Source organism: Andreprevotia chitinilytica DSM 18519, assembly GCF_000711875.1.
In the GTDB taxonomy this organism is placed as follows: Bacteria; Pseudomonadota; Gammaproteobacteria; order Burkholderiales; family Chitinibacteraceae; genus Andreprevotia; species Andreprevotia chitinilytica.
Genome location: NZ_JONM01000003.1, coordinates 175617 through 196347, shown reverse-complemented (window position 1 = coordinate 196347; position 20731 = coordinate 175617). Strand labels below are relative to the sequence as shown.

Sequence of the window (20731 nt, the reverse complement as noted above, 5' to 3'; positions counted from 1 at the left end):
TTACTCGTTCGAGCCAGACAGTTTGGCTTTGAGCAGCGCACCGAGGTTGGTCGTGCCGGCGGTAGCGTCAGACGACAGTTGGCTGATGGCAGCCTTCTCGTCGCCCAGATCCTTGGCCTTGATCGACAGGTTGATCGAGCGGTTCTTGCGATCAACGTTGATGATCATGGCTTCGACTTCGTCGCCTTCCTTCAGCACGGTACGGATGTCTTCCACGCGGTCACGGGAGACTTCGGTCGAACGCAGGTAGCCTTCAACGTCGTCAGCCAGCAGAACCACGGCACCCTTGGCATCGAGGGACTTGACGGTACCCTTGACGATTGCGCCCTTGTCGCTGCCAGACACGTAGTTGTTGAACGGATCACCTTCGAGTTGCTTGATGCCGAGGCTGATGCGTTCCTTGTCGACGTCGATCGACAGAACCACGGCTTCAACTTCGTCGCCCTTCTTGAAGTTGCGAACGGCTTCTTCGCCAGTCACGTGCCACGACAGGTCGGACAGGTGAACCAGGCCATCGATGCCGCCCGGCAGACCGACGAACACGCCGAAGTCGGTGATCGACTTGATCGCGCCCTTCAGCTTGTCGCCCTTCTTGAAGTTGTCGGAGAACTCGTTCCACGGGTTGGCCGCGCACTGCTTCATGCCCAGGCTGATACGGCGCTTGTCTTCGTCGATGTCGAGGATCATGACTTCGACTTCGTCGCCCAGCGACACAACCTTGGACGGGTGAACGTTCTTGTTGGTCCAATCCATTTCGGACACGTGCACCAGACCTTCGATGCCTTGTTCGATTTCCACGAACGCGCCGTAGTCGGTCAGGTTGGTGACCTTGCCGAACAGGCGGGTGCCTTGCGGGTAACGACGGGAGAGGCCGACCCACGGATCTTCGCCCAGCTGCTTGAGGCCGAGGGACACGCGGTTCTTCTCTTGATCGAACTTGAGGACCTTGGCTTCGACTTCGTCGCCCACCGCGAGGACTTCGCTCGGGTGCTTGACGCGGCGCCATGCCAGATCGGTGATGTGCAGCAGGCCATCGATACCGCCGAGGTCAACAAACGCACCGTAGTCGGTGATGTTCTTGACGATACCCTTGATGATCGCGCCTTCGCGCAGGGTTTCCAGCAGCTTCTGACGCTCTTCGCCCAGGCTGTCTTCCAGTACGGCGCGACGGGACACAACCACGTTGTTGCGCTTGCGATCCAGCTTGATGACCTTGAATTCGACTTGCTTGCCTTCGAACGGCGTGGTGTCCTTGATCGGACGGATGTCGACCAGCGAACCCGGCAGGAAGGCGCGCAGGCCATTGACCATGACAGTCAGACCGCCCTTGACCTTGCCCGAGATCACGCCGGACATCACTTGACCCTTTTCCAGGCAATCTTCCAGCTCGATCCAGGCGGCCAGGCGCTTGGCCTTTTCGCGGGAGAGCTTGGTTTCGCCATAGCCGTTTTCCAGGCTGTCGATCGCCACCGGCACGAAATCGCCGACTTTGACGTCGAGCTGGCCAGCGTCGTTCTTGAATTCTTCGACCGGGATCAGGGATTCGGACTTCAGACCGGCATTCACGGTCACGAAGTTGTTGTCGATTGCGACGACTTCAGCGGTGATGACTTCACCGGAGCGCATTTCCTGGTTCTTCAGGCTTTCTTCGAACAGAGCGGCAAAGCTGTCCATGGAGGAGCCCGACAGAGTAGCAGTAGTCATTGAGGAGTTTTCCAAATACTTCCACGCCGGAAGGCAGGAAGCGGGGGGTTAGTTGCACATTGGCCGACCGGCATTGCGCCGATACAGCCCCAAATGACCACGCCCCGCCATCTGGATAAATGGGGGGCGCAAGTCAATCACGGCATTTTAAGGAATTCTCTTTGTTTCTTCAAGCACTTGGCACGCTTTTCCGCTGGACTTCCGTTGCGGTGTGCCACCACGCCAACACCTGCTGCACCGCTTCGGCAATGCCCATCTCGGTGGTATCAAGCAGCAGTGCATCCGGCAGCTGTTGCAACGGCGCGACCGAACGCTGGCGGTCCCGCTCGTCACGTGCGTGCAAATCGGCCGTAATCGCAGCCAGATCGGCGGCTTCGCCACGTTCGGTCAATTGCTTGTAGCGACGCTCGGCGCGTGCTTCGGCGGAAGCGGTCAGGAAGACTTTGAGGGGCGCATGCGGGAAGACCGTCGAGCCCATGTCACGGCCGTCGGCGACCAAGCCCGGTACCAGCGCAAATGCCCGCTGCCGCTCCAGCAGCGCCGCACGCACCAGCGGCAATGCAGCAACGATGGATGCGCCGATCCCGATGTTTTCAGTACGGATCGCTTCGGTCACGTCGCTCTTGGCGAGCAGGATCGCTGCGCCATCGAACACCACGTCGAGCTTCGCTGCGATATCGGCAACGGCCTGCTCGTCGTGCCACGTCGCGCCTTGCCGCTCGGCGGCCAGTGCCGTCAGGCGGTACAAGGCACCGGAATCGAGGTAATGAAAGCCGAGCACCTCGGCCACACGCTGTGCGACCGTGCCTTTGCCGGATGCGGATGGGCCATCTACCGCGATGACAGGAATACCGGACATTTTAAAATCTCTCCAAACAAGGCAGGGGATCTCCCTGCCAGCGAGGCGGATTCTAACGCGGCTTTCGTTACGCCCGTATACCCTCGCAGCTACCGGCTAGCGCTTGCCCCAGCCGTTGCGAGCGCGGCTGGCGCGGCCAATGTAATCGGTCAGCGCATCCATCTCGCCCGACTCAACCAAACCGATGACATGCTTCAGCTGTTCGGCATTGGCCTTGAGGTCGGCCAGGATGGCATCGCGATTGGCGAGTGCGATATCGCGCCACATATCCGGATGGCTACCGGCGATGCGCGTGAAATCGCGGAAGCCGGTAGCGGCAAAATCCAGACAGGCACTGGCGTTAGAGCGATCCAGCACCGAGTTCATATAAGCGAATGCCAGCAAATGCGGCACATGACTCACGCAAGCGAAGATGCCGTCGTGCTCTTCGGCGCTCATCTCATACACGCTGGCACCGCAGACTTCCCACAAAGCACGCACTCGGGCGACCGCATCCGACCGTGTTTCCGGCAATGGCGTCAATACCACGCGCCGGCCTTCATATAGCCCGTACTGCGCAGCAGCCGCACCAGATAGCTCCGAGCCGGCGATCGGATGGCCCGGCACGCACTGGCCGAGGTGCTGCGATAGATGTTCGCGGTAAAGCGCTACGACATCGCGCTTGGTACTGCCGCCATCCGTCACGATGCAATCGGACGCGAGATGCGGTGCGATCTCGCCCATCAAGCGTCCCATCTGACCAACCGGCGTGGCGATCAGCACGAAATCAGCGCCCTGCACGGCTTCAGCCGCATCATGACTGGCCGAATCGATCACGTTCAGATCAAGCGCACGCTGCAGGTTCTGCGCATTGCGCCCGACTCCGACCACGTGGCGCACCCGCCCTGCCCGCTTGAGTGCGAGGGCGAACGAGCCACCGATCAGGCCAGTGCCGAGCAGAACCAAGCGGTTGATGGAAGTCATCGGGTTAATGGAAGTCATTGACTCTCAAGCGTTTCGATCAAAACCAGCCGCGTGGCTGGCGCATCGGCCGGTGGATTCGCCACGCGATCCTCGCGGACGCGAAGGCGGTAGCTTACACCGGCTTGCGGCTCGAAGCCTTCGATTTGCTGATACAGCAACGTCCACGGTGCATCGGCGGTCTCGCGCACTTGCAGGCACTCCATCTTGCCCACGCCACTGCAGGCCACCTTTTGCGGGGCGATTTCGAGCACCTTCACATTCTCTGATTCACGCACCAGCGTGACGGCCTCGCCGTTTGATCCGCGCAACACAACGGCATGCTGAGCCTGATTCAGACCAAAGCTTTTGGCCGCTTGCAAAGCATCCAGCACGGTCGTTTCCAGCGTCTGCACGCTCGGTTCCAGGCAAGCCATTCTGGTGCCCGCCAACGGACCGATCTGCACATTGCTGTTCATGTAGCGAATCTGGCCCATGAAACGGTTACAGCCGGAAAAACCACTGATCCGGTCACCCTGGATATTGACGGTCGGTACAGGGTCGGTCGGGCGAAGCACCGTATCGCCCACCACGACACGATCAATCCGGTAATCGCCATCAAGCAGCGATCTGGCTTGCGCCAGCGGCGCGGCGGCGAGTAGGGCCAAGGCGAGGGGAAGGATGAATTTGCGCATGGTTGCTCCTTGCTGGGTAAATAGGTCAGGACTAGCGGACTTGCGCCGTGCACGCCTTCAAATACTGCGGCCGATCGCACCAGCGATGGCGCCAAGCGTCACGGTCAGTTTTTTCAGTTCTTCCGGCGTCAACGCCTGATCGGCATCGCACCAGGCGTCACAGGGATTCGGGTGCATTTCTACCAGCAGGCCATCCGCGCCCGCAGCGATAGCCGCTTGCGACAGCGCCGGCACCATCCAGGCTTTGCCGCCGGAATGGCTCGGGTCGACGATGACTGGCAAGTGCGTTTCGCGCTTGAGCACCGGGATTGCGGTCACGTCCAGCACGTTGCGGTATGTGGTCTCGAAAGTGCGGATGCCACGCTCACAGAAGATGATGTTGTGGTTGCCGCCAGCAGCGATGTATTCAGCCGCCATCAGCCATTCGGCAATCGTGGCGGATAAACCACGCTTGAGGATGACCGGCTTGTTCACTCGGCCGACCTCTTTCAACAGATCGAAATTCTGCATATTGCGTGCGCCGATCTGGATCACATCCACGTCGTATTCCATGAAGGTGTCTAGCATGCGCACGTCCATCAATTCGGTCACGATGGGCAGATTGTGGCGCTTGGCCGCCTGCTGGAAGTACTCCAGCCCTTCCACGCCCAAGCCCTGGAATGCGTAGGGACTAGTGCGCGGCTTGAATGCACCGCCGCGCATCATGCGGCAACCGGCAGCAGCGACCGCATCGGCAGACAGGTTCATCTGCTCTTGGGTTTCCACCGAGCATGGCCCAGCGATGATCTGGATCTGATTGCCACCGATGGGGATGCCTCGCACTTTCACAATCGATCCGGCCGGATGCGAATCACGCGCCACGATCTTGTATTGCTTGGTGACCCGCGTGGCGCGCTCGACGCCAGGCAGGATTTCCAGATGGGCGGGTTCCAGCTTGTTCTCGTCGCCAATGGCGCCAATGATGACGAGTTCCGATCCGCGCGAGATGTGCTCTTTCAGCCCGGCCTTGCGGATTTCAGACACGACGCCGTTGATTTGGGCATCGGTCGCATTGAGTTGCATGACGATAATCATGATGGGCTCTGGTAGTTGGAATGGATTGAAACGACGCTGAAACGCGTCAGCTGGAAGCTAGGTGAGGCGAACGCCTAATTCTATTGGGATAAATACTAAAGTTTCTTGTCAGAATTCCCCGTCTGCCGCGACAAAAGGGCACAGCACCTTCTAAATTCAATAGTTAAGACGCCCCATCAAGGAAAAACCATGGATTTGCTCACCCACCTGCTCAACAGTCTGTACACGATGGCCGCAATGGTCGAAGCGCGCGATGCCTATACCGGCGGCCACCTGTGGCGGGTCTCGCAATTTTCCAAGCTGATCGCGCAGGACATGGGCTTGCCGGATACCGAAGTTGCCCGCATTGCGCTGGGCGGCTTTTTGCACGATCTGGGCAAGATCGGCGTGCCGGATGCCATCCTCAACAAGCCGGACAAACTCACCGATGAGGAATACGACGTCATCAAGACCCACCCGGCGATGGGTGAGCATCTGCTGGCCAACCATCCGCTCGCCCATCTGGTGCACGATGCGGTCGTGCTGCATCACGAAACTCCGGATGGGCGCGGCTACCCACGTGGTCTGACCGGCGATGCGATTCCGTTGGTTGCCAAGATTGTCGGTATCACCGATGCCTTCGACGCCATGACCTCGACCCGCCCCTATCGCAAGGGCATGCCAATTGCCCGTGCGCTGGAGATCATTCGTGACAACCTTGGCCGCCAATTCGATGCCGAAATCGCCGACCGCTTCATCCGCATGGGCCAAGCCGGCGTGCTGGATCACATCGTCGGCCATTCGGAACCGGGCATTCCGCTGCAAAGCTGCCCGATGTGTGGCCCGATCATCGCCGTGCCGAAAAAGACCCGCACCGGCGACCTGACTGCTTGCCCGGCCTGTCGCAACGAGTTGCGTGCCATCGGCGGCGATGGCGATTGGCGCTTTGTGCCGACCGGTCGCAGGGCACCCGCTCAACCTTTGGTGATCGACCATGAATTGATCGAAGGTCTCACCCAGCTGGTACGCACCAGCCTGGGCGACAAGGTGCTTCAGGCGGCTTGATCTTCGCGGCGCAACACCGCAGCGCACACGATCCACCCCGTCAGCGCCACCAGCGCGGCCAGCGTAAATTCCAGTCGGCCGCCGAGGACATCCCAACCCCAGCCGGCGAGCAGCCCACCCAGGCTGCCGCCCAGGCCGAACGAGGCCCCGATATACAGCGCCTGCCCTTTCGCTTGGTGCGAGCCGGCGAAATGCTTGTGCACGTAGCTCATCGCGCTGGCATGGCTGATGGCGAACGAAAACGCATGCCCAAGCTGCGCGAACAGCAGAATGGCCAAGCTCTGCACACCCCAGCCAATCAGCAGGAAACGCAACGCCGCCACGAGGAAAGTCGAGAGAAACAAGCTGCGCATCGACCAGCGCCGGGTCAGCCACGGCATGACCAGGAAGATCACCACCTCGGCCAAGACGCCCACCGTCCACAACCAGCCGATATGGCTTTTGCTGAGGCCATGCTGGGTGATGTAGATCGAATAGAAGCTGTAATACGGCCCGTGGGCAAGCAGCATCAGGAAGCAGCCAAGGAACACTACCTGAATTTCCCGCCGACGCAGGATTTGCCCCAAGCCGGCAGCCTGCGGCTGGTTGGCTGGCAGCGCTGGCGCTTCCGGCAGCAGCCAAGCGTAAATTGCCAGACCAGACATGACTGCCACCACCGTCATCGGCAACACTGCCACGCCCTTGGCCTGAATCCAGTAACCAGCAATGATCGACGAGACGATGAAACCAATCGAGCCCCACACCCGCAGGCGCGCATAACGGCCGCTATCGCCGCGCAGCCTGGTCATCGTCAGCGCTTCAACCAGCGGCAGCGCGGCACTCCAGAAGAACGTCGCCAACAGCACGACGCTGAACATGCCCCAAAAACCATGTGCGAACAGCAAGCCGATAAAACCGCTCACGGCACCCAGTCCCGCCACACGCAAGATCAACGAGCGCTTGCCGGTGCGATCCGCTAGCCAGCCCCAGATGGCAGGCGCATAAATCCGGTTGATCTGGGTAAGTGAAGTCAGGATGCCGATCTGCCACGCCGGAAACGACAACGCGGCCAAGTAGACGCCCCAATACGGCTGGAACAGTCCGGTAAAGGCGAAATAACAAAAGTAGAAGCCGCCGATTGCGAACAATCCGGCGGCTGGGGACGGGTTCATTGCTGGGCAGGCTCTGTTGACGTAGGTTTTGCGGATCGCGTTTGCCCGGATTTGGGCCTATTGCCAGGCGAAAGACACGCCGCGTAATGGATTACGCAAGTGGCTTTCAACACCGCAAGAGGCCCAAATCCGGGCAAACCCTTCGGGCGAAGCCGACTTTTGCGGTCACTCCGCGTTATAAGTCGCTGACATAACTGGTTATGCGGCGCGCCTTATGCCTTGATTGACCGCAAAATTCGGCGCCGCGCGACCGCAAAACCTGCGTCAACAGAGCCTAGTTTTCGCGGAATTGCTGAGCAGCGACGCGCAGGTAATAGAACATCGAAACAATCGTCAGCACGCCCGCAACGTAAAGCGCGATGGTACCGATCAGGCGGGTCGACAAGCCGGGAATCAGCGGCTCGTCCCATAGCAAGAACAGGATGGCGACCATCTGCGCGGCGGTCTTGAACTTGCCGATGGTGGCAACGGCCACGCTCTTGATCTTGCCCAGTTGCGCCATCCATTCACGCAATGCAGAAATGGTGATTTCGCGCCCGATGATGATCACCGCCAGCCAGGCTGGCGCACGGTCGATTTCGACCAGCAGGATCAGCGCTGCCGCCACCATCAGCTTGTCGGCAACCGGATCGAGAAAAGCGCCGAAGCTCGACACCTGATTCCACTTCCGGGCCAGATAGCCGTCGAACCAATCGGTCAGCGCCGCCACCGCAAAAATCACCGTGCCGATGAGGTTCTTGATCAAAATCGGCGGCATATCGGCCGGCAGATAATAGAGACCGACGAAAACCGGTATCAGCGCCACGCGCAGCCAGGTAAGTAAGATCGGCAAATTGAATGGCACGGCGCAATGGTCCGGTTGGCGGCAAATAGGGCATTTTAGCCGCTCGCCTTGCTAGCGCGAAGCGCGCAAATGTTATTGCACCTTTCCAGCGACACAATCGGCCGCGACAGCCTGCACGACCCGACCATTACCGCCGTCTTCCAGCCAGGCTGCCACACCGCTGCGCTGCACATCCTGCCCGGGCGCCAAAGCCAACACAACGGTGCGTTGCAAGCGGCCATCCGAGCCAGGATTGAACGGCCCGGCCAGTTGGCGGACGACGGCATCGTGCCGCAAATGCACGCCTCGGTTTTCGCCGGCGGCGACTTGGCTGCTCAAGCCATCCTCATACAGCGCCAGATGCAACACGCCCGCCCCACCCTGCTCGACGTTCACCACGGCGGTCACGCCTTGGGCGGATGGTTGCCAGCGCAGCTCGATCTTCGCCGCCGTAGCGGGCTGAGCCGTCAGTGCCGCCCGCAACTGCGCATAACCACCGCGCCACGCTTGCCAATCCCGCCCGCTCAACAGCAATTGCGGCGTGTAAACGAAGCCTGCGCCCACTTGCCCCGCCCGATCCCGCTGGCGTTGCGACCACGCCGGCTTGGCGAAACGATCCTGCCAGCCGATGTAGTCCCAGTAATCCACATGAAACGCCAAGGGAATGACGTTGCGTCGGCTGAAACCAGCGCCGGCCAAACCCGACAACCAGCGATCCGCCGGCGGGCAGCTACTGCAGCCTTCCGAGGTGTAAGCTCAACCAGCACCGGCGAATGAGCGCCGCTGCGGGCCACCTGAGCACTACATACCGGCAGTTCTGCCGCCAGCACCGAGGTGCTTAGCAGCGCGCTGCAAACCAACATCGATCCTTGTTTCATCGCGTTCGCTCCATCTCTTCACCCACCTTGGTCGGCTGGCATGATCGAACATGACAGCAAACGATGACTTTACGACGTACCAAATATGTAACTACAATTGCTACATATTTTTGGATGCCGCATTTTGTCGATGGCATCTCAACGAGACTTCCCAATGAACACCAGCAGTCGCTTTGCCGTCGGCGTCCACATTCTGGCCTTGTTGGCCACCAGCACGGGGCCTGTTCCATCGGCGTATATCGCCGGCAGCGTGAACACCAATCCGGTGCTGATCCGGCGCATTCTCGGCCTGCTCGGCCAAGCCGGGCTGACCTGGGCGGAACGCGGCGTCAAAGGCGGTACTCAGCTCGCCAAGCCGCCGGCTGAGATCAAGCTCATCGATATCTATCACTGCGTGGAAGAACCGGGCGTGCTCGGCCTGCACCGCAATATGCCCAACCCGGCCTGTGAGATCGGCCGCAACATCACCGGCGTGCTTAGCGGTGTTTTCGATCAGGCGCAGGCAGCGATGGAAGGCGTATTGGCGGCGTTGACGCTGCAGGACATGCTGGATCAACTAGGCTCCATAGAGAAAAAACCGGAGAAATAACCGGGCGTAACAGGCCGCCTGACTATTTTTTTGCCTGCAAATGTAACTTCATCAATTACCTTTAACCACAAAGGAAGCCCCATGAAAATTGCACTCGTCGCCGCCACCGGCAATATCGGCAGCCACATCGCCCAGCAAGCCCTCAAGCGCGGTCATGAAGTCACCGCCATCGTTCGCAGCAACAAGCCGCTGCCGGATAATCTGCACGGCGTTCGCCCGGTCCTTGCCAGCCTGGATGACCAAGCCGCACTGGTTGAGGCCATCCGCGGTCATGACGTCCTCGCCAGCGCCTTCGGCCCCGGTAGCGCCGATGCCAGCGCCGTCGTCGATGCCGCCAAAGCCTTGGTCGCCGCCGCACGCGCTGCTGGCGTACGTCGTCTGGTCGTCGTCGGCGGTGCCGGCAGTCTGGAAGTCGCGCCGGGCCTGCAACTCGTCGATGCGCCAAACTTCCCGCCGCAATACAAGGCCTATGCGCTAGCCCATCGCGATGCGTTGGCGGTGCTCAAGGCGGCGGATGATCTGGATTGGACTTTCTTTGCCCCGGCCGCAGAAATCGGCCCGGGCGAGCAACGCGGCACTTTCCGTACCGGCGCGAATTCGCTCATCTCATCGGCCGATGGTCACAGCCAGATTTCGTATGGCGATTACGCAGATGCCTTCGTCGCCGAGATCGAACAGCCGAAATTCGTGAAGCAGATTGCGACCGTGGCGTATTAAGCATTGCTTGGCGGGTTACGCGGCTATGCCGCTAACCCGCCCTACAAATGTCATCCGCGCAACGCTGCATAAATCCGCTCGGCCAACTCGGCATTGATGCCATCCACCTGCATCAAATCATCCACACTCGCCGTCTTCACGCCCTGCAAGCCGCCAAAGCGAGCCAGCAGATTCTTCCGCCGCTTCGGCCCCACGCCATCGATCTCTTCCAGGCTGGATGCAACGCGCGCCTTGGCACGGCGGGCGCGGTGGCCGGTGATGGCAAAACGGTGCGATTCATCGCGCACTTGCTGGATCAGATGCAGGCCAGGGTGATCCGGCGGTAGCTGCATGACCTTGTGCGTCATGGCGAAGATCAACTGCTCCAGACCGGCCTTGCGTGTTTCGCCTTTCGCCACACCCAGCAATATGGGTTGCGTGAGGCCAACTTCCGCCAGGACTTCTTCGGCTTGGGTTAATTGGCCCTTGCCGCCATCGATCAGGATCAGGTCGGGCACCTTGCCCTCGCCATTGGCGATTTTTTCATAGCGGCGCGTCAGTACCTGTTTCATTGCCGCGTAATCGTCACCGCCAGTAATGCCTTCAATGTTGTAGCGCCGGTATTCCTTAGGCTGCATATCGCCCCGATCGAATACCACGCAGGACGCCACGGTCGCCTCGCCCATGGTGTGCGAGATATCGAAGCACTCGATGCGTTGCGTTTCCTCCGGCAGATCGAGCGCTTCGACCAAGGCCGCAAGCCGACCAGCCTGACTGGCTGCTTGGGCTTGCCGTTGCAGGATCGCGAGTTCGGCATTCTTCGTCGCCATCTCCAGCCACACGCGGCGTTCGCCGTTCGGATTGGCATTGAGCACGACTTTGCGGCCGGCCTGTTCGGACAGCAGATTGGCAATCAGCTCAGCGCCATCCGGCAGTGGATGACAGATCAGTACAGGCGGCACATTGCGGTCGAGGTAATGCTGTGCGAGGAAGGCAGACAGCGCTTCGGCGGCGTCGTAATCCTCGGCGTGACTGGGAAAGAGGTTCTTGTCCCCCACGTGCCGGCCGCCACGCACCATCGCCAGATTCACGCACAGCACGCCCTGGCTGGCCACGCAGGCGACAATATCGGCATCGAGTTCGCTGGTATTCGACGAGACGAATTGTCGCTCCTGAATCCGCGCCAACGCCTGAATCTGATCACGGATCGCGGCGGCTTCCTCGAATTTCCATTCCGTCGCATACGCTTCCATGCGCGTTTCCAGATCGGCCAGCAACTCGGTCGATTTGCCGTTGAGGAACAGCACCGCGTTGGCGACATCCTTCTGGTAATCATCCGGGCTGATGTAGTTCACGCACGGCGCAGAGCAGCGTTTGATCTGGTGCAGCAGACACGGTCGGGAGCGATTGGCGAACACGGTGTCTTCGCAGGTGCGCAGCTTGAAGACCTTCTGCAACAGCTGGATCGATTCCTTGACCACGTAGCCATTCGGAAACGGGCCGAAGTACTGGTTGCGCTTGTCCAGCGAGCCACGGTAGTAGGCCAGACGCGGGAATTTGTGGCCGGAGACGACCAGATAGGGATAGCTCTTGTCGTCGCGAAACAAGATGTTGTAGCGCGGCGCGAGCGCCTTGATCAGGTTGTTTTCCAGCACCAACGCTTCGGCTTCGGAGCGCACCACTGTGGTTTCGATCTTCACCACCTGGGTGAGCATCAGCCGGATACGCGGGCTAAGGTCGCTTTTCTGGAAATAGGAACTGACGCGCTTTTTCAAATCCAGCGCTTTGCCGACATACAGCACCATGCCGTCGGCCGCGATATAGCGATAGACGCCCGGCAGGTTCGGCAGGGTTTTAACGTGAGCAATCAGCCCGGCCCAACGTTCATCGGGAGCAGGGGTATCTGCAACGGCGGTTTCAGTCTTCATCGGGCCATTTTACTGCGAACAGTCCGCTGGACGATTTGGGAATGACACTGTTCTGCGTTTGCGAGCTACCAATCGACACGGGTCGCGATAAACGCCAGCATGAACGCCATGATCACCACCAGCGCCAGCCCCCAGCCGAGGTGGCTGGCGTGGGCGATGAAGCCGATCAGCGGCGGGCCGAGCAATTGGCCAACCGAGCCGGTAGTCGTCACTGTCGCCAGCGATACCGGCCCATGCTTGGCGGCAGCGATGTACAAACATGGCGACGCAGCCGCAACGCCCAAGCCGACCAGTACGAACCCCGCCAGCGCCGGCCAGAAACCGCCAATCAGCAATGCGCTGCCCAGCCCAGCTGCCGCCAGCAAGGCCCCACCCATTAACAACCGGCGACTACCCCAGCGTGAACGCCAACCATCACCGAGCCAACGCGCGCACAGCATGGCAACGGAAAAACTAGCAAGGCCCCAGGTCGCCATTGCCTCGCTCGCGCCGGTGCGCTCCTTCAAGTACAGCGCGGACCAATCGGACATCGAGCCTTCAACGATCGTCGCGGCAAACACACCCAGCGCCAACCAGGCTGCACCACCGCCCGGCAACGAAAACCGCTGCGGTTTGCTACCCGCTTCGATATCCGGGTCAGGCAATAGATGGCGGCCCGCCCAAAGCGCCAGACCCCACATCAATCCGGCTGCAGCCAGAAAATGCAGCGGCATGTTCGGGGTGAGGTGCACAAATCCGGCCGCGATCAGTGCCCCCGCCAATCCACCCAGGCTAAAAGTCGCATGCAGGCGCGACATGATTGCCCGGCCGCCAGCCAGCTCGACCGCCACGCCTTGGGCATTCATCGCCACGTTCAGGCAAGCCGCGGCGACACCTTCCAACACCATGATGAGCAGCACGACCGGATAGGTCGGCGCAAAACCCAAGGCAACCAACAGCGTCGGCAAGGTGGCACCGGCCAGCCAGCACAAGCGCTTCGCGCCCAGTCGGTGCAGTAGCGTGGTCGTTACCGGAAACGAAAACACCGCGCCAAGGCCGCTGCCGAGCAGGAAGAAGCCAATCTCCGCTTCCGATAGTCCCAGCTTGAGTTTGAGCGCGGGCAGGCGCGCGGCCCAGCTACCGTAATTGACGCCAAGCAGGAAAAACAGCGAAGCAATGGCGTAACGAGTGGTGCGCAGCGAAGTGGTGGTCATGGGTGATAAGAGTGATCAAAGCCAAGCCGTTGGCGACGGCATGAATGCGAAAATTTACAGCGCCAATTTGTCGTCGAGCTCGGGCAGCGAAAACACCGGCGATGGCGCTTCACCGCCGCGCTCGATCAAATAAACGAAAGCGAGCAGCTCGGCAATGGCGCGATAAAGCTGAGGGGGGATGCGCTGGTCGAGGTCGACCTGCATCAGCAGCGACACCAGCTCCGGCGATTCGTGCACGAACACGCCAGCTTCATGCGCTTTCTCGATGATCTTCTCGGCCGTGATGCCCTGCCCTTTGGCGACGACTTTCGGCGAGGATGTACCTTCCTGATAAGCGAGGGCAACCGCCTGCTGACGGTCAGGCTGGGGACGAAACGTGCGACGCGCCATTGCCCCCCTCCACCGCGGCATCGTTACTGGTCACCGCGAAGATCGGCGCGGCTGCGAGGGCAAGGCCAGCCGCAGCAAACTGGCTACCGAGCTTGTCTTGTCCAGCTTGCAGTTGCGCCAATGCGTCCGGGTTGCTCGCCTCGAAACGCAAGGAGAAACGGCCTTGATACAAATCGGTCTGGATCGCCAGTTTCCCGAGATTAGGAAGTTCAAGATCGAGCCGGCTCTGCCAGCGCATGGTTTCGGGCGCAGACTCGCCTTGGGCGGAATCCCGCTCCGCCGGTTGGTCTTGCTGCAACTGCAAACGCATCGGCTGTCCCGACCAAGCCTGCCCTTGCCAGACCATCGGTCGTTGTTCGAGCGCATTCAATTGCTGCTGCACCATGCTGCGCGCCGGCTGGGCGTCGTCAGCATGCTGAAGGCCGGCCGCCACCTGGCCGTTACTCGCCTTCAGGGCGTCTTCGGCCCTCGAGGTGACGGCGGCGTCCTTGCCGGCAACGGCCGACTCCGGCAAACGCACGTTGGCAACTTGCGGCTGATTTTGTGGTTCGCGCATCAAGGCCTGGAGCGAGCGTTGGCCATTGGCCCATTCGGCTTGATGCGACTCATAGAACAAGCCGCTTTCGCCAAGCGCCTGTTGCAGTCGGGCCGCCAGCTTGGCGGTATCCGGTTCGCCATCGAACAGCGGCGCGGCGTTCGACAAGACCGCGGCGGCAGAATGGCCATCCTTTTCCTGCGCCAACACGTCGGCCAGGAAGCGGCCAGCCTGGCTTAGCGCGGCTTGCTGCGGCGAACCAGCAGTGGTCGTTGAAGGTGCCTGGCGGGGAACGAGAGAAAAAGTCAGTGGCTCTTGCGAGACCACGTCGAGTTCGAGTTGCTCGCCGGGCTGGGTATTGCGCGGCAGATTGAGATCGAGCAACTGGTCTTTCACCAGAACGGCAAAGCGTCCTTGCGGCAATTGGCCAGTCACAGTGGCTTGCACACGCTCGCCAACGCTGAAGCGCAGGTCATCCGGCGCTGAGCGGATAACGTCGAACAGCCCTGCCTGCATTTTCAGGTATTGCTGCAGCACGCTGACCGCTGTGTTACCCGGCAACATTCAGCTTTGTCCCTGTTTTCGGTACAGCGCCACGATCAGATCGGCTTCGCCGCGCGTCAGGCCGCAAGCGGTGGCCACATGGTTGGCATCGGCCCCCAATTGCGCCATGCGGATCGCCTGGGCGTAGGGCGTTTCCTCGTCCACTTCGTCCGGCAGCACGCTGTCTTCGGTCAGGATGCCATCCTGCATGAGCGCCGGCTGCTGCAGCTGCAACGCGGCCAGCCTGACCTTGAGGCCTTCGATATCCTGGCGCAATGCCGCGATTTCGCCCTGCTGCACTTCGATCTGGTGCCTGGCATCGCGGCCGAGCTTGGCCTGGCCGGCCTTGCGCAGGAATAGCAGCAGTTCAGCGATATAAAAAAGGATCAGGACCAGGCCCAGATAGAGCAGCTGTTGCCAGGTCACCAAGATGCCGTTCATGTTTTCCCCACCCTCTCCCGCAAGCGAACGGATGGACGACTCAGGCGCGATACGCCTGACGCAATTTCACGGCGTTCTGCGTGCTTTGCAGCAACGCTGCAAGTTCCGGACGTTTCTCTTCAGTCAGCGTGACGAGCGCATCGATCGCTTGCAGCAGTTGCTGCAATTGCGCGATCACTTTCGGGCGCTCTGCATTCGGAATAGCACTCCAATCGGCCTGCGTCAGCCCGATTTGCAGTGACGCCCAGATTTCGAGGTTGGGTGTAATTTCTTCCCACTGCCCCGCGTCAGCATGTGCCTGCAAACGAGCGATCAGCACCTGAAAGGCGCTCAAAATTTGAATCAGACTAGGCGCGGCCATAACTCAATGCGTTGTTGCGATCAGTCGGTGCGGTCTCTGCTGCCGGCGCTGCAACCGGCACCGGAACGGCTGCAATTTCCTCCCAGGCTTCTTTAAGCTGCCCAAGCAAGCCAGTCACCTCATCGAGAAGCTCAGGCTGGTTGTGCAGATTGGCTTCAAACAAGCGCCGGGTCATGTAGAAATACAGCGCATCCAGATTTTCCGCCAGATCGCCGCCTTGTTGCTTGTCGAGCGCAATGCGCAGACCTTCATCAATGATCGCGATGGCATTGGTGATCGCCTTGCCTTTGGCCGGAATGTCTCCGTTCTGCATATGCAGTTTGCCCAGCTGGGTCGCCTTGATGGCCCCTTCATACAGCAGCACGATCAGTCTGCCCGGACTGGCAGACTCTACTGCCGCCTCCAGGCTTTGCTTTCCATAGGCAGATAATGCTTTTTTGACTGCGGCAGTCATGGCGATTCCTTATTACAACTCGTCAATTACTTATTGCTACCGGTCAGCGACGTCAATTGCTGGGACAGAAAGGTACTGGTCGCTTTCAGATGTCCGACAATGCTATCCATAGCCGAAAATTGCGCCCGGTATCTCACTTCGATCTGGTCAAAGCGGAGATTCAGATCCTTTTCCCGATTCTGGATATTGGTAATGTCCTTGTTCAAGCCGGCGACTCTGGATTGAATCGGGCCGGAAGACGACAGCAACGTGGTAATCGACTGGTCAAGCCTGCTGGCAAAACCGCGGCTGAACGAGACGGTGCCGAAATCACCGGCAGTCGTTGCCGTCACATTGACTTGCAAACCGGTTGCCGCGCCAGAGGCCGTCAGCACCTGGCCGTTACCGCTTGCCGAAGCACCACCGATTGTACCCTGCACGTCACTGCCGGAACCAATGAGGCCGACACTCAGCCCGTAAGTGGCCGTGGCAGTCGAACCCACGCTGGTCACTTGCACGTTGGATTTGCTGCCATAGCGGTTCGACGTCATTTCAAACTTGCCGCTCGTGGTGTTATATCCAACGATCACCGAAACGCCGGCGGCCTTCAAGGCGCTATCGCCGTTGATCTTGGACTGCATCTCTGCCGCCAGCGAGGCCGGCGCATATGAACCCGCGCTCAAAGTGATCATGCTGGATGACACGCCATCCACAGCAACCATGAGCGAATCATTGCTGCCGGCCGTGATCGTGATCGGCGCGTTGGGCACGCTTGCCCCCATCAGCTTCGCTTGCGATGCCGGGCTCGTGATGGAAACAGCATACTGGCCGGCCTGGGTATCCTGGGACGAGTTCAGGTAACTGATCCGTGAATCCGTCGCCATGCCATTCACGGCAAACAAACTGGCAACGTCGCCCGGTTTGGTACTGAGCGCATTTTGCAACTTGCCCGAATCGAGCGTCATGTTGCCGGTCTTGTCGAAACCGATGCCGACCGCGCCCAGGCTTTGATAAAACCCGCCGCCGCCCAGCGTGGAATTCAATGTTTGCCGCAAAGTCCGCTGCAGCGACCGTATCGTGGAGTCACCGTTGAGAATGCCGGCCTTTTGCGTGCTGTCGGTTGCCTTGTCGTTAAAGAAGCTCACCGCATTCAGCGCTTTGTTGAAATCGTTGTAGGACTTCACGAAGTCCTGCACCGAACTGGCGATCTTCGAGGTATCACCGGCAACCGTCAGGGTGGTAGGGATGGGTTTGCTGCTGCCATCCAGCGCAGAGATTTTTTGCAGCGTCAGCGTCACGCCGTTCAAGACGTCAGAGACGGTATTGCTGGACTTGGTGATGTCGATGCCGTCCAGCGTGAATTTGGCATCTTGCGCCGCTTGCGTCTGGCTCAGGTTTTTCGTGCCCAGCGGGTCGTAGGCGAAACGCGACAAGCCGTTCGTATCGGTGTTGTTGCCATCATCGTCCGCCACGCTGAGCTTGAGGCTGTTGGCGCTGCCGCTGTCCGTCGAGGTCAGCAGCAGGCGAAAACCGGTGCCGTCATTGACGATGGTAGCGCTCACGCCAGCATTCTTGCCGTTGATTGCGTCGCGCAGACCGGACAAGGTGTTGTTGGTACTGTCGATGGTGATATCGAACGAGCCTTTGTTGCCGTTGGCTACAAAGGTATTAGGCGTCGCCGGAACAACGGCGCTGTTGTCGGTAAAGGTACCGAATTGAACGGTCAGCTTGCCGGTGCCAACCGGATCATTCACGGTGGCAAAGCTTTGGCTTTTCAATTTCTGGCTTTGGGCCAGCTGGCTCACCGACAGGTTGTAGCTACCCGATTGCGCCGTTACCGTGGTGCTCACGGTGCCGATGGTCGAATCAGCCAAGCTGCCTTTCACCGAGGTGTAGCTGCTGGCGCTCGACAAGGTCAGCACGCGGCCCTGGAAGGCGCTTAGCGCGCTTTGCACGCTGCCCAGCGCAGAGATCTTGGCTTGGTCGGTCTGGATGTTGGCATCCAGTTTTTTCAGTGGCAGCCGCTCCACCGTCATCAATTGGTCAATGATGCCGGATATATCGATCCCCGACCCGATCCCCATCGACGTAATGGAGCCAGACGTGGCTGAAGACGTGGTAGCCATATCAAATCCTTTAGAACAGCTGGAACTGCATTCACTTAACCCATCAAGCAATCACGATCAAACGATCATGCCCGCTCTTTGATCAGCATACCCTGAAACTGATCAATGGCTTTGGCAATCGCGACCGCCTGCTCCGTCGGAATCTGCTGGATGACTTCCTTGGTCTTCGTATCAACCACCTTGACCAGCGGAATCCTGGTATCGGTATCGATTGAAAACTGCAAAGTATTGCTGTTGGAAAACAGCTTGACCGTGTCGTTCAGTTTTTTCAGCGCATCTTGCAGCACTTGCTGATCGGACGTCGCGCCACTGGACTGAACTGCGGTCGAGGGGACCGGGACGGCTTGTGCATCACCATGGCCTTGAGCCTGTCCGGCAGTCGCAGCCTGGCGCTGCGGATCACCTGCATAGGGCACCGGATTCACTCCGGCATTGGCAATCGATGTTATTTGCATGATCAACCTCCTATGGGAATGCCCCGACCCGGAGAACCGGGCCGGGGCATCAGCCAGGCAATCGTACTGTGATTGCCTGACTTACCTGAGTCATCACTCGATTACTTGAGCAAGCTCAGTACCTGTTGCGGCAGCGAGTTCGCTTGCGAGAGCATTGCCGTACCAGCCTGTTGCAAGATCTGCGCTCGGGTCAGGTTGGCCGTTTCCGAGGCAAAGTCCGTATCCTGGATTCGGCTTCGCGCAGCGCTCATGTTCTCGGCCGTGGTTCCCAGATTCGCGATCGTGGCCGAGAAGCGGCTTTGCAGGGCACCGAACTTGGCGCGTTGATCGTTGATCTTGGTCAGTGCATCGTCAACCAGACGCAGCGCTTGGGTTGCACCTTCCACTGTTGATACATCGAGCTTGTCGACCGTCTTCTGGTCAGCCTGGAAGTTCGAGCCGGATGCAAACACTGCACCTGTCGCAGCACCTGCAGCGGTAAACAGCACGCCGGAGGAGAAGGACGCACCGCTGGTCGAAACTGCGAAGGAGTTGGACGAATTCAACACCACTTGGCCAGCAAATGCGACGTTACCGGAAGCACCTGCGGCAAACACCGAGCTCGCCTTCAGGCGTTGATCCGCACCTTGCGAGGTCGCCGGGTCAAAGTTCCAACCGCTCACTGCGCCACCGAAGCCGCTTGCCGAACCGCTGGCCGCGCTCAAATCGATGTTCTGGCCAGCGCCGTTGGTCAGCTTGATACCGTACGAAGTCGTACCGGTCGTGTCCTTGAACGTAGCCAACTGGGCAGTAACACCCGTTTGCGACGATTTGGCATTGAACGCCGAAATCGCTTGTTGGTAGTCATTCGCGCCAACCGTATTACCCGCACCGGTTTGCGTGACGTTGAAGGCAACCGACTGGAAGGTGGAGCTGCTGGAAGCAACCGCCAGGGTGAAACTGCCGGAACCGAGCGAGAGCGTCGTTTCGGTGCTTGCTGTCGCCTTGACACCGGTATTGGCCTGATTGATCTTGGCGGCAATATCGTTTGCCATATCGGTGGTGGTGACCGAAACGCTGACGCCGTTGATGGCGAACGTACCGGTATTGCTCACAGCGCCGCTGGCCACGTTTACCGTACCGGTGGCGCCCACTGCGTAGCTGGTCGAACCGGTCACGAAGTTGCTGGTCGTCAAGGTGCCGGTACCGACGCCATCACCCATCTGGTAAGTACCATACTGGCTAGTGCGCAAGTTTGCCGTCGTCGCGGTAATGGTTTCGCCGGCGTTGGCGCCAACCTGGTAGGTGGCGGCGGTGAAGCTGCCGTCGAAAATCTTCTGGCCGTTGAACTGCGTGGTTTGCGCGAAACGATCCAGCTCCGAGGTCAGCTGCGACACTTCGGAGTTGATGGCCTGACGGTCGGAATCGGAGTTGGTGGCGTTGCCGGACTGAACCGCCAGTTGGCGAACACGTTGCAGCAGATCGCCCATTTGGCCAAGAGCGCCTTCACCGGTTTGCGCGAGCGACACGCCGTCATTGGCGTTCCGTTGCGCTTGATTCATCCCGTTGATTTGCGAGGTAAACCGTTGGGAGATCGCCAGACCGGCCGCATCATCCTTGGCGCTGTTGATACGCAAGCCGGAAGACAAGCGCTGCAACGACGTGTTGAGGCTGTCTTGTGACTTGCTCAGATTGAGCTGCGCGTTGAGCGACGCGACGTTTGTGTTAATGACTGAAGGCATGGTTGTTTCTCCTCACGAGAACGTGTGCTTGATTACGACCTCGGGAGCATAAAACGCGCCCTTGTGTGCTCTATCGGCCCTCGCTTGGGAAACTTTAGGGGAAACCTTAGGAAAATAAGAAAAAAATGATGCGGGCCTCTAAAGAGAGGCCCG

Annotated in this window: 20 protein-coding genes and 1 pseudogene; 3 read left to right on the top strand and 18 right to left on the bottom strand. The window is 59.6% G+C overall.

Annotated features, from left to right (window positions below; translation table 11 throughout):
* The 5 genes from rpsA to aroF form a co-directional block, all read right to left on the bottom strand.
* Nucleotides 1-1674 carry a 30S ribosomal protein S1 gene (gene rpsA / locus BR41_RS06070; RefSeq protein ID WP_211251685.1) on the bottom strand — a complete coding sequence of 558 codons (1674 nt, stop codon included), beginning with the start codon at nt 1672-1674 and terminating at the stop codon, nt 1-3.
* 199 nt (nt 1675-1873) lie between these two features.
* Entirely contained in the window at nt 1874-2563 is a 690-nt protein-coding gene (gene cmk / locus BR41_RS06065) for a (d)CMP kinase (RefSeq protein WP_051710325.1), read from the bottom strand.
* Between the two features lie 96 nt (nt 2564-2659).
* Nucleotides 2660-3544, bottom strand: coding sequence for a prephenate dehydrogenase (locus BR41_RS06060; protein WP_245615812.1), 885 nt, complete (start codon nt 3542-3544; stop codon nt 2660-2662).
* Nucleotides 3541-4197 (bottom strand): META and DUF4377 domain-containing protein, encoded by a 657-nt coding sequence (locus BR41_RS06055; protein ID WP_051710323.1) that lies wholly within the window; start codon nt 4195-4197, stop codon nt 3541-3543. Before BR41_RS06055 ends, BR41_RS06060 begins: the two co-directional genes overlap by 4 nt.
* A gap of 57 nt (nt 4198-4254) precedes the next feature.
* Complete coding sequence (aroF, locus tag BR41_RS06050; RefSeq protein ID WP_035054099.1) at nt 4255-5271, bottom strand: 3-deoxy-7-phosphoheptulonate synthase; 1017 nt, start codon at nt 5269-5271, stop codon at nt 4255-4257.
* Between the two features lie 189 nt (nt 5272-5460).
* On the opposite strand from aroF, the gene BR41_RS06045 reads away from it, so the two are divergent.
* The gene (locus BR41_RS06045; RefSeq protein ID WP_051710322.1) at nt 5461-6315 is read left to right on the top strand and encodes an HD-GYP domain-containing protein; all 855 of its coding nucleotides are present in this window, start codon (nt 5461-5463) and stop codon (nt 6313-6315) included.
* On the opposite strand, the gene BR41_RS06040 is transcribed toward BR41_RS06045, so the two are convergent.
* From BR41_RS06040 to BR41_RS06030, 3 genes and pseudogenes are all read right to left on the bottom strand, one after another.
* Nucleotides 6303-7466 (bottom strand): MFS transporter, encoded by a 1164-nt coding sequence (locus BR41_RS06040; RefSeq protein WP_035054097.1) that lies wholly within the window; start codon nt 7464-7466, stop codon nt 6303-6305. The two genes, BR41_RS06045 and BR41_RS06040, sit on opposite strands and share 13 nt — an antisense overlap.
* 274 nt (nt 7467-7740) lie before the next feature.
* The gene (gene pgsA, locus BR41_RS06035) at nt 7741-8310 is read right to left on the bottom strand and encodes a CDP-diacylglycerol--glycerol-3-phosphate 3-phosphatidyltransferase (RefSeq protein ID WP_035054095.1); all 570 of its coding nucleotides are present in this window, start codon (nt 8308-8310) and stop codon (nt 7741-7743) included.
* A 72-nt stretch (nt 8311-8382) separates the two neighbouring features.
* Nucleotides 8383-9030: pseudogene (locus BR41_RS06030) on the bottom strand (DUF1223 domain-containing protein); the annotation flags it as partial.
* 291 nt (nt 9031-9321) lie between these two features.
* Between BR41_RS06030 and BR41_RS06025 the strand changes: the two are divergent.
* Together BR41_RS06025 and BR41_RS06020 are read left to right on the top strand one after the other, a co-directional pair.
* Nucleotides 9322-9756, top strand: a complete 435-nt coding sequence (locus BR41_RS06025) for an Rrf2 family transcriptional regulator (protein ID WP_035054093.1) — start codon at nt 9322-9324, stop codon at nt 9754-9756.
* Between the two features lie 81 nt (nt 9757-9837).
* Complete coding sequence (locus BR41_RS06020) at nt 9838-10473, top strand: NAD(P)-dependent oxidoreductase (RefSeq protein ID WP_035054091.1); 636 nt, start codon at nt 9838-9840, stop codon at nt 10471-10473.
* A 50-nt stretch (nt 10474-10523) separates the two neighbouring features.
* Here the strand turns inward: BR41_RS06020 and uvrC are convergent, their stop codons facing one another.
* The 10 genes from uvrC to BR41_RS05970 all read right to left on the bottom strand — a co-directional run bounded on the left by uvrC (nt 10524) and on the right by BR41_RS05970 (nt 20578).
* Complete coding sequence (gene uvrC / locus BR41_RS06015) at nt 10524-12380, bottom strand: excinuclease ABC subunit UvrC (protein WP_084186868.1); 1857 nt, start codon at nt 12378-12380, stop codon at nt 10524-10526.
* A 65-nt stretch (nt 12381-12445) separates the two neighbouring features.
* Nucleotides 12446-13573 (bottom strand): MFS transporter, encoded by a 1128-nt coding sequence (locus BR41_RS06010; protein WP_035054089.1) that lies wholly within the window; start codon nt 13571-13573, stop codon nt 12446-12448.
* Nucleotides 13574-13627: 54 nt separating this feature from the next.
* Nucleotides 13628-13963 (bottom strand): EscU/YscU/HrcU family type III secretion system export apparatus switch protein, encoded by a 336-nt coding sequence (locus BR41_RS06005; RefSeq protein ID WP_035054086.1) that lies wholly within the window; start codon nt 13961-13963, stop codon nt 13628-13630.
* Nucleotides 13932-15062: a flagellar hook-length control protein FliK gene (gene fliK / locus BR41_RS06000; RefSeq protein ID WP_035054084.1), complete on the bottom strand. Its 1131-nt coding sequence runs from the start codon at nt 15060-15062 to the stop codon at nt 13932-13934. Before fliK ends, BR41_RS06005 begins: the two co-directional genes overlap by 32 nt.
* Nucleotides 15063-15482 carry a DUF2802 domain-containing protein gene (locus BR41_RS05995; protein ID WP_035054082.1) on the bottom strand — a complete coding sequence of 140 codons (420 nt, stop codon included), beginning with the start codon at nt 15480-15482 and terminating at the stop codon, nt 15063-15065.
* 40 nt (nt 15483-15522) lie between these two features.
* Complete coding sequence (locus BR41_RS05990; protein WP_156970573.1) at nt 15523-15816, bottom strand: hypothetical protein; 294 nt, start codon at nt 15814-15816, stop codon at nt 15523-15525.
* Nucleotides 15817-15829: 13 nt separating this feature from the next.
* Complete coding sequence (fliS, locus tag BR41_RS05985; RefSeq protein ID WP_035054079.1) at nt 15830-16297, bottom strand: flagellar export chaperone FliS; 468 nt, start codon at nt 16295-16297, stop codon at nt 15830-15832.
* A 26-nt stretch (nt 16298-16323) separates the two neighbouring features.
* Nucleotides 16324-18402 carry a flagellar filament capping protein FliD gene (gene fliD, locus BR41_RS05980; RefSeq protein WP_035054077.1) on the bottom strand — a complete coding sequence of 693 codons (2079 nt, stop codon included), beginning with the start codon at nt 18400-18402 and terminating at the stop codon, nt 16324-16326.
* A gap of 65 nt (nt 18403-18467) precedes the next feature.
* Nucleotides 18468-18857: a flagellar protein FlaG gene (locus BR41_RS23490; RefSeq protein ID WP_084186867.1), complete on the bottom strand. Its 390-nt coding sequence runs from the start codon at nt 18855-18857 to the stop codon at nt 18468-18470.
* Between the two features lie 101 nt (nt 18858-18958).
* On the bottom strand, nt 18959-20578 hold the full coding sequence (locus BR41_RS05970; protein ID WP_035054075.1) for a flagellin N-terminal helical domain-containing protein: 1620 nt from the start codon (nt 20576-20578) through the stop codon (nt 18959-18961).
* Nucleotides 20579-20731 lie beyond the last annotated feature (153 nt).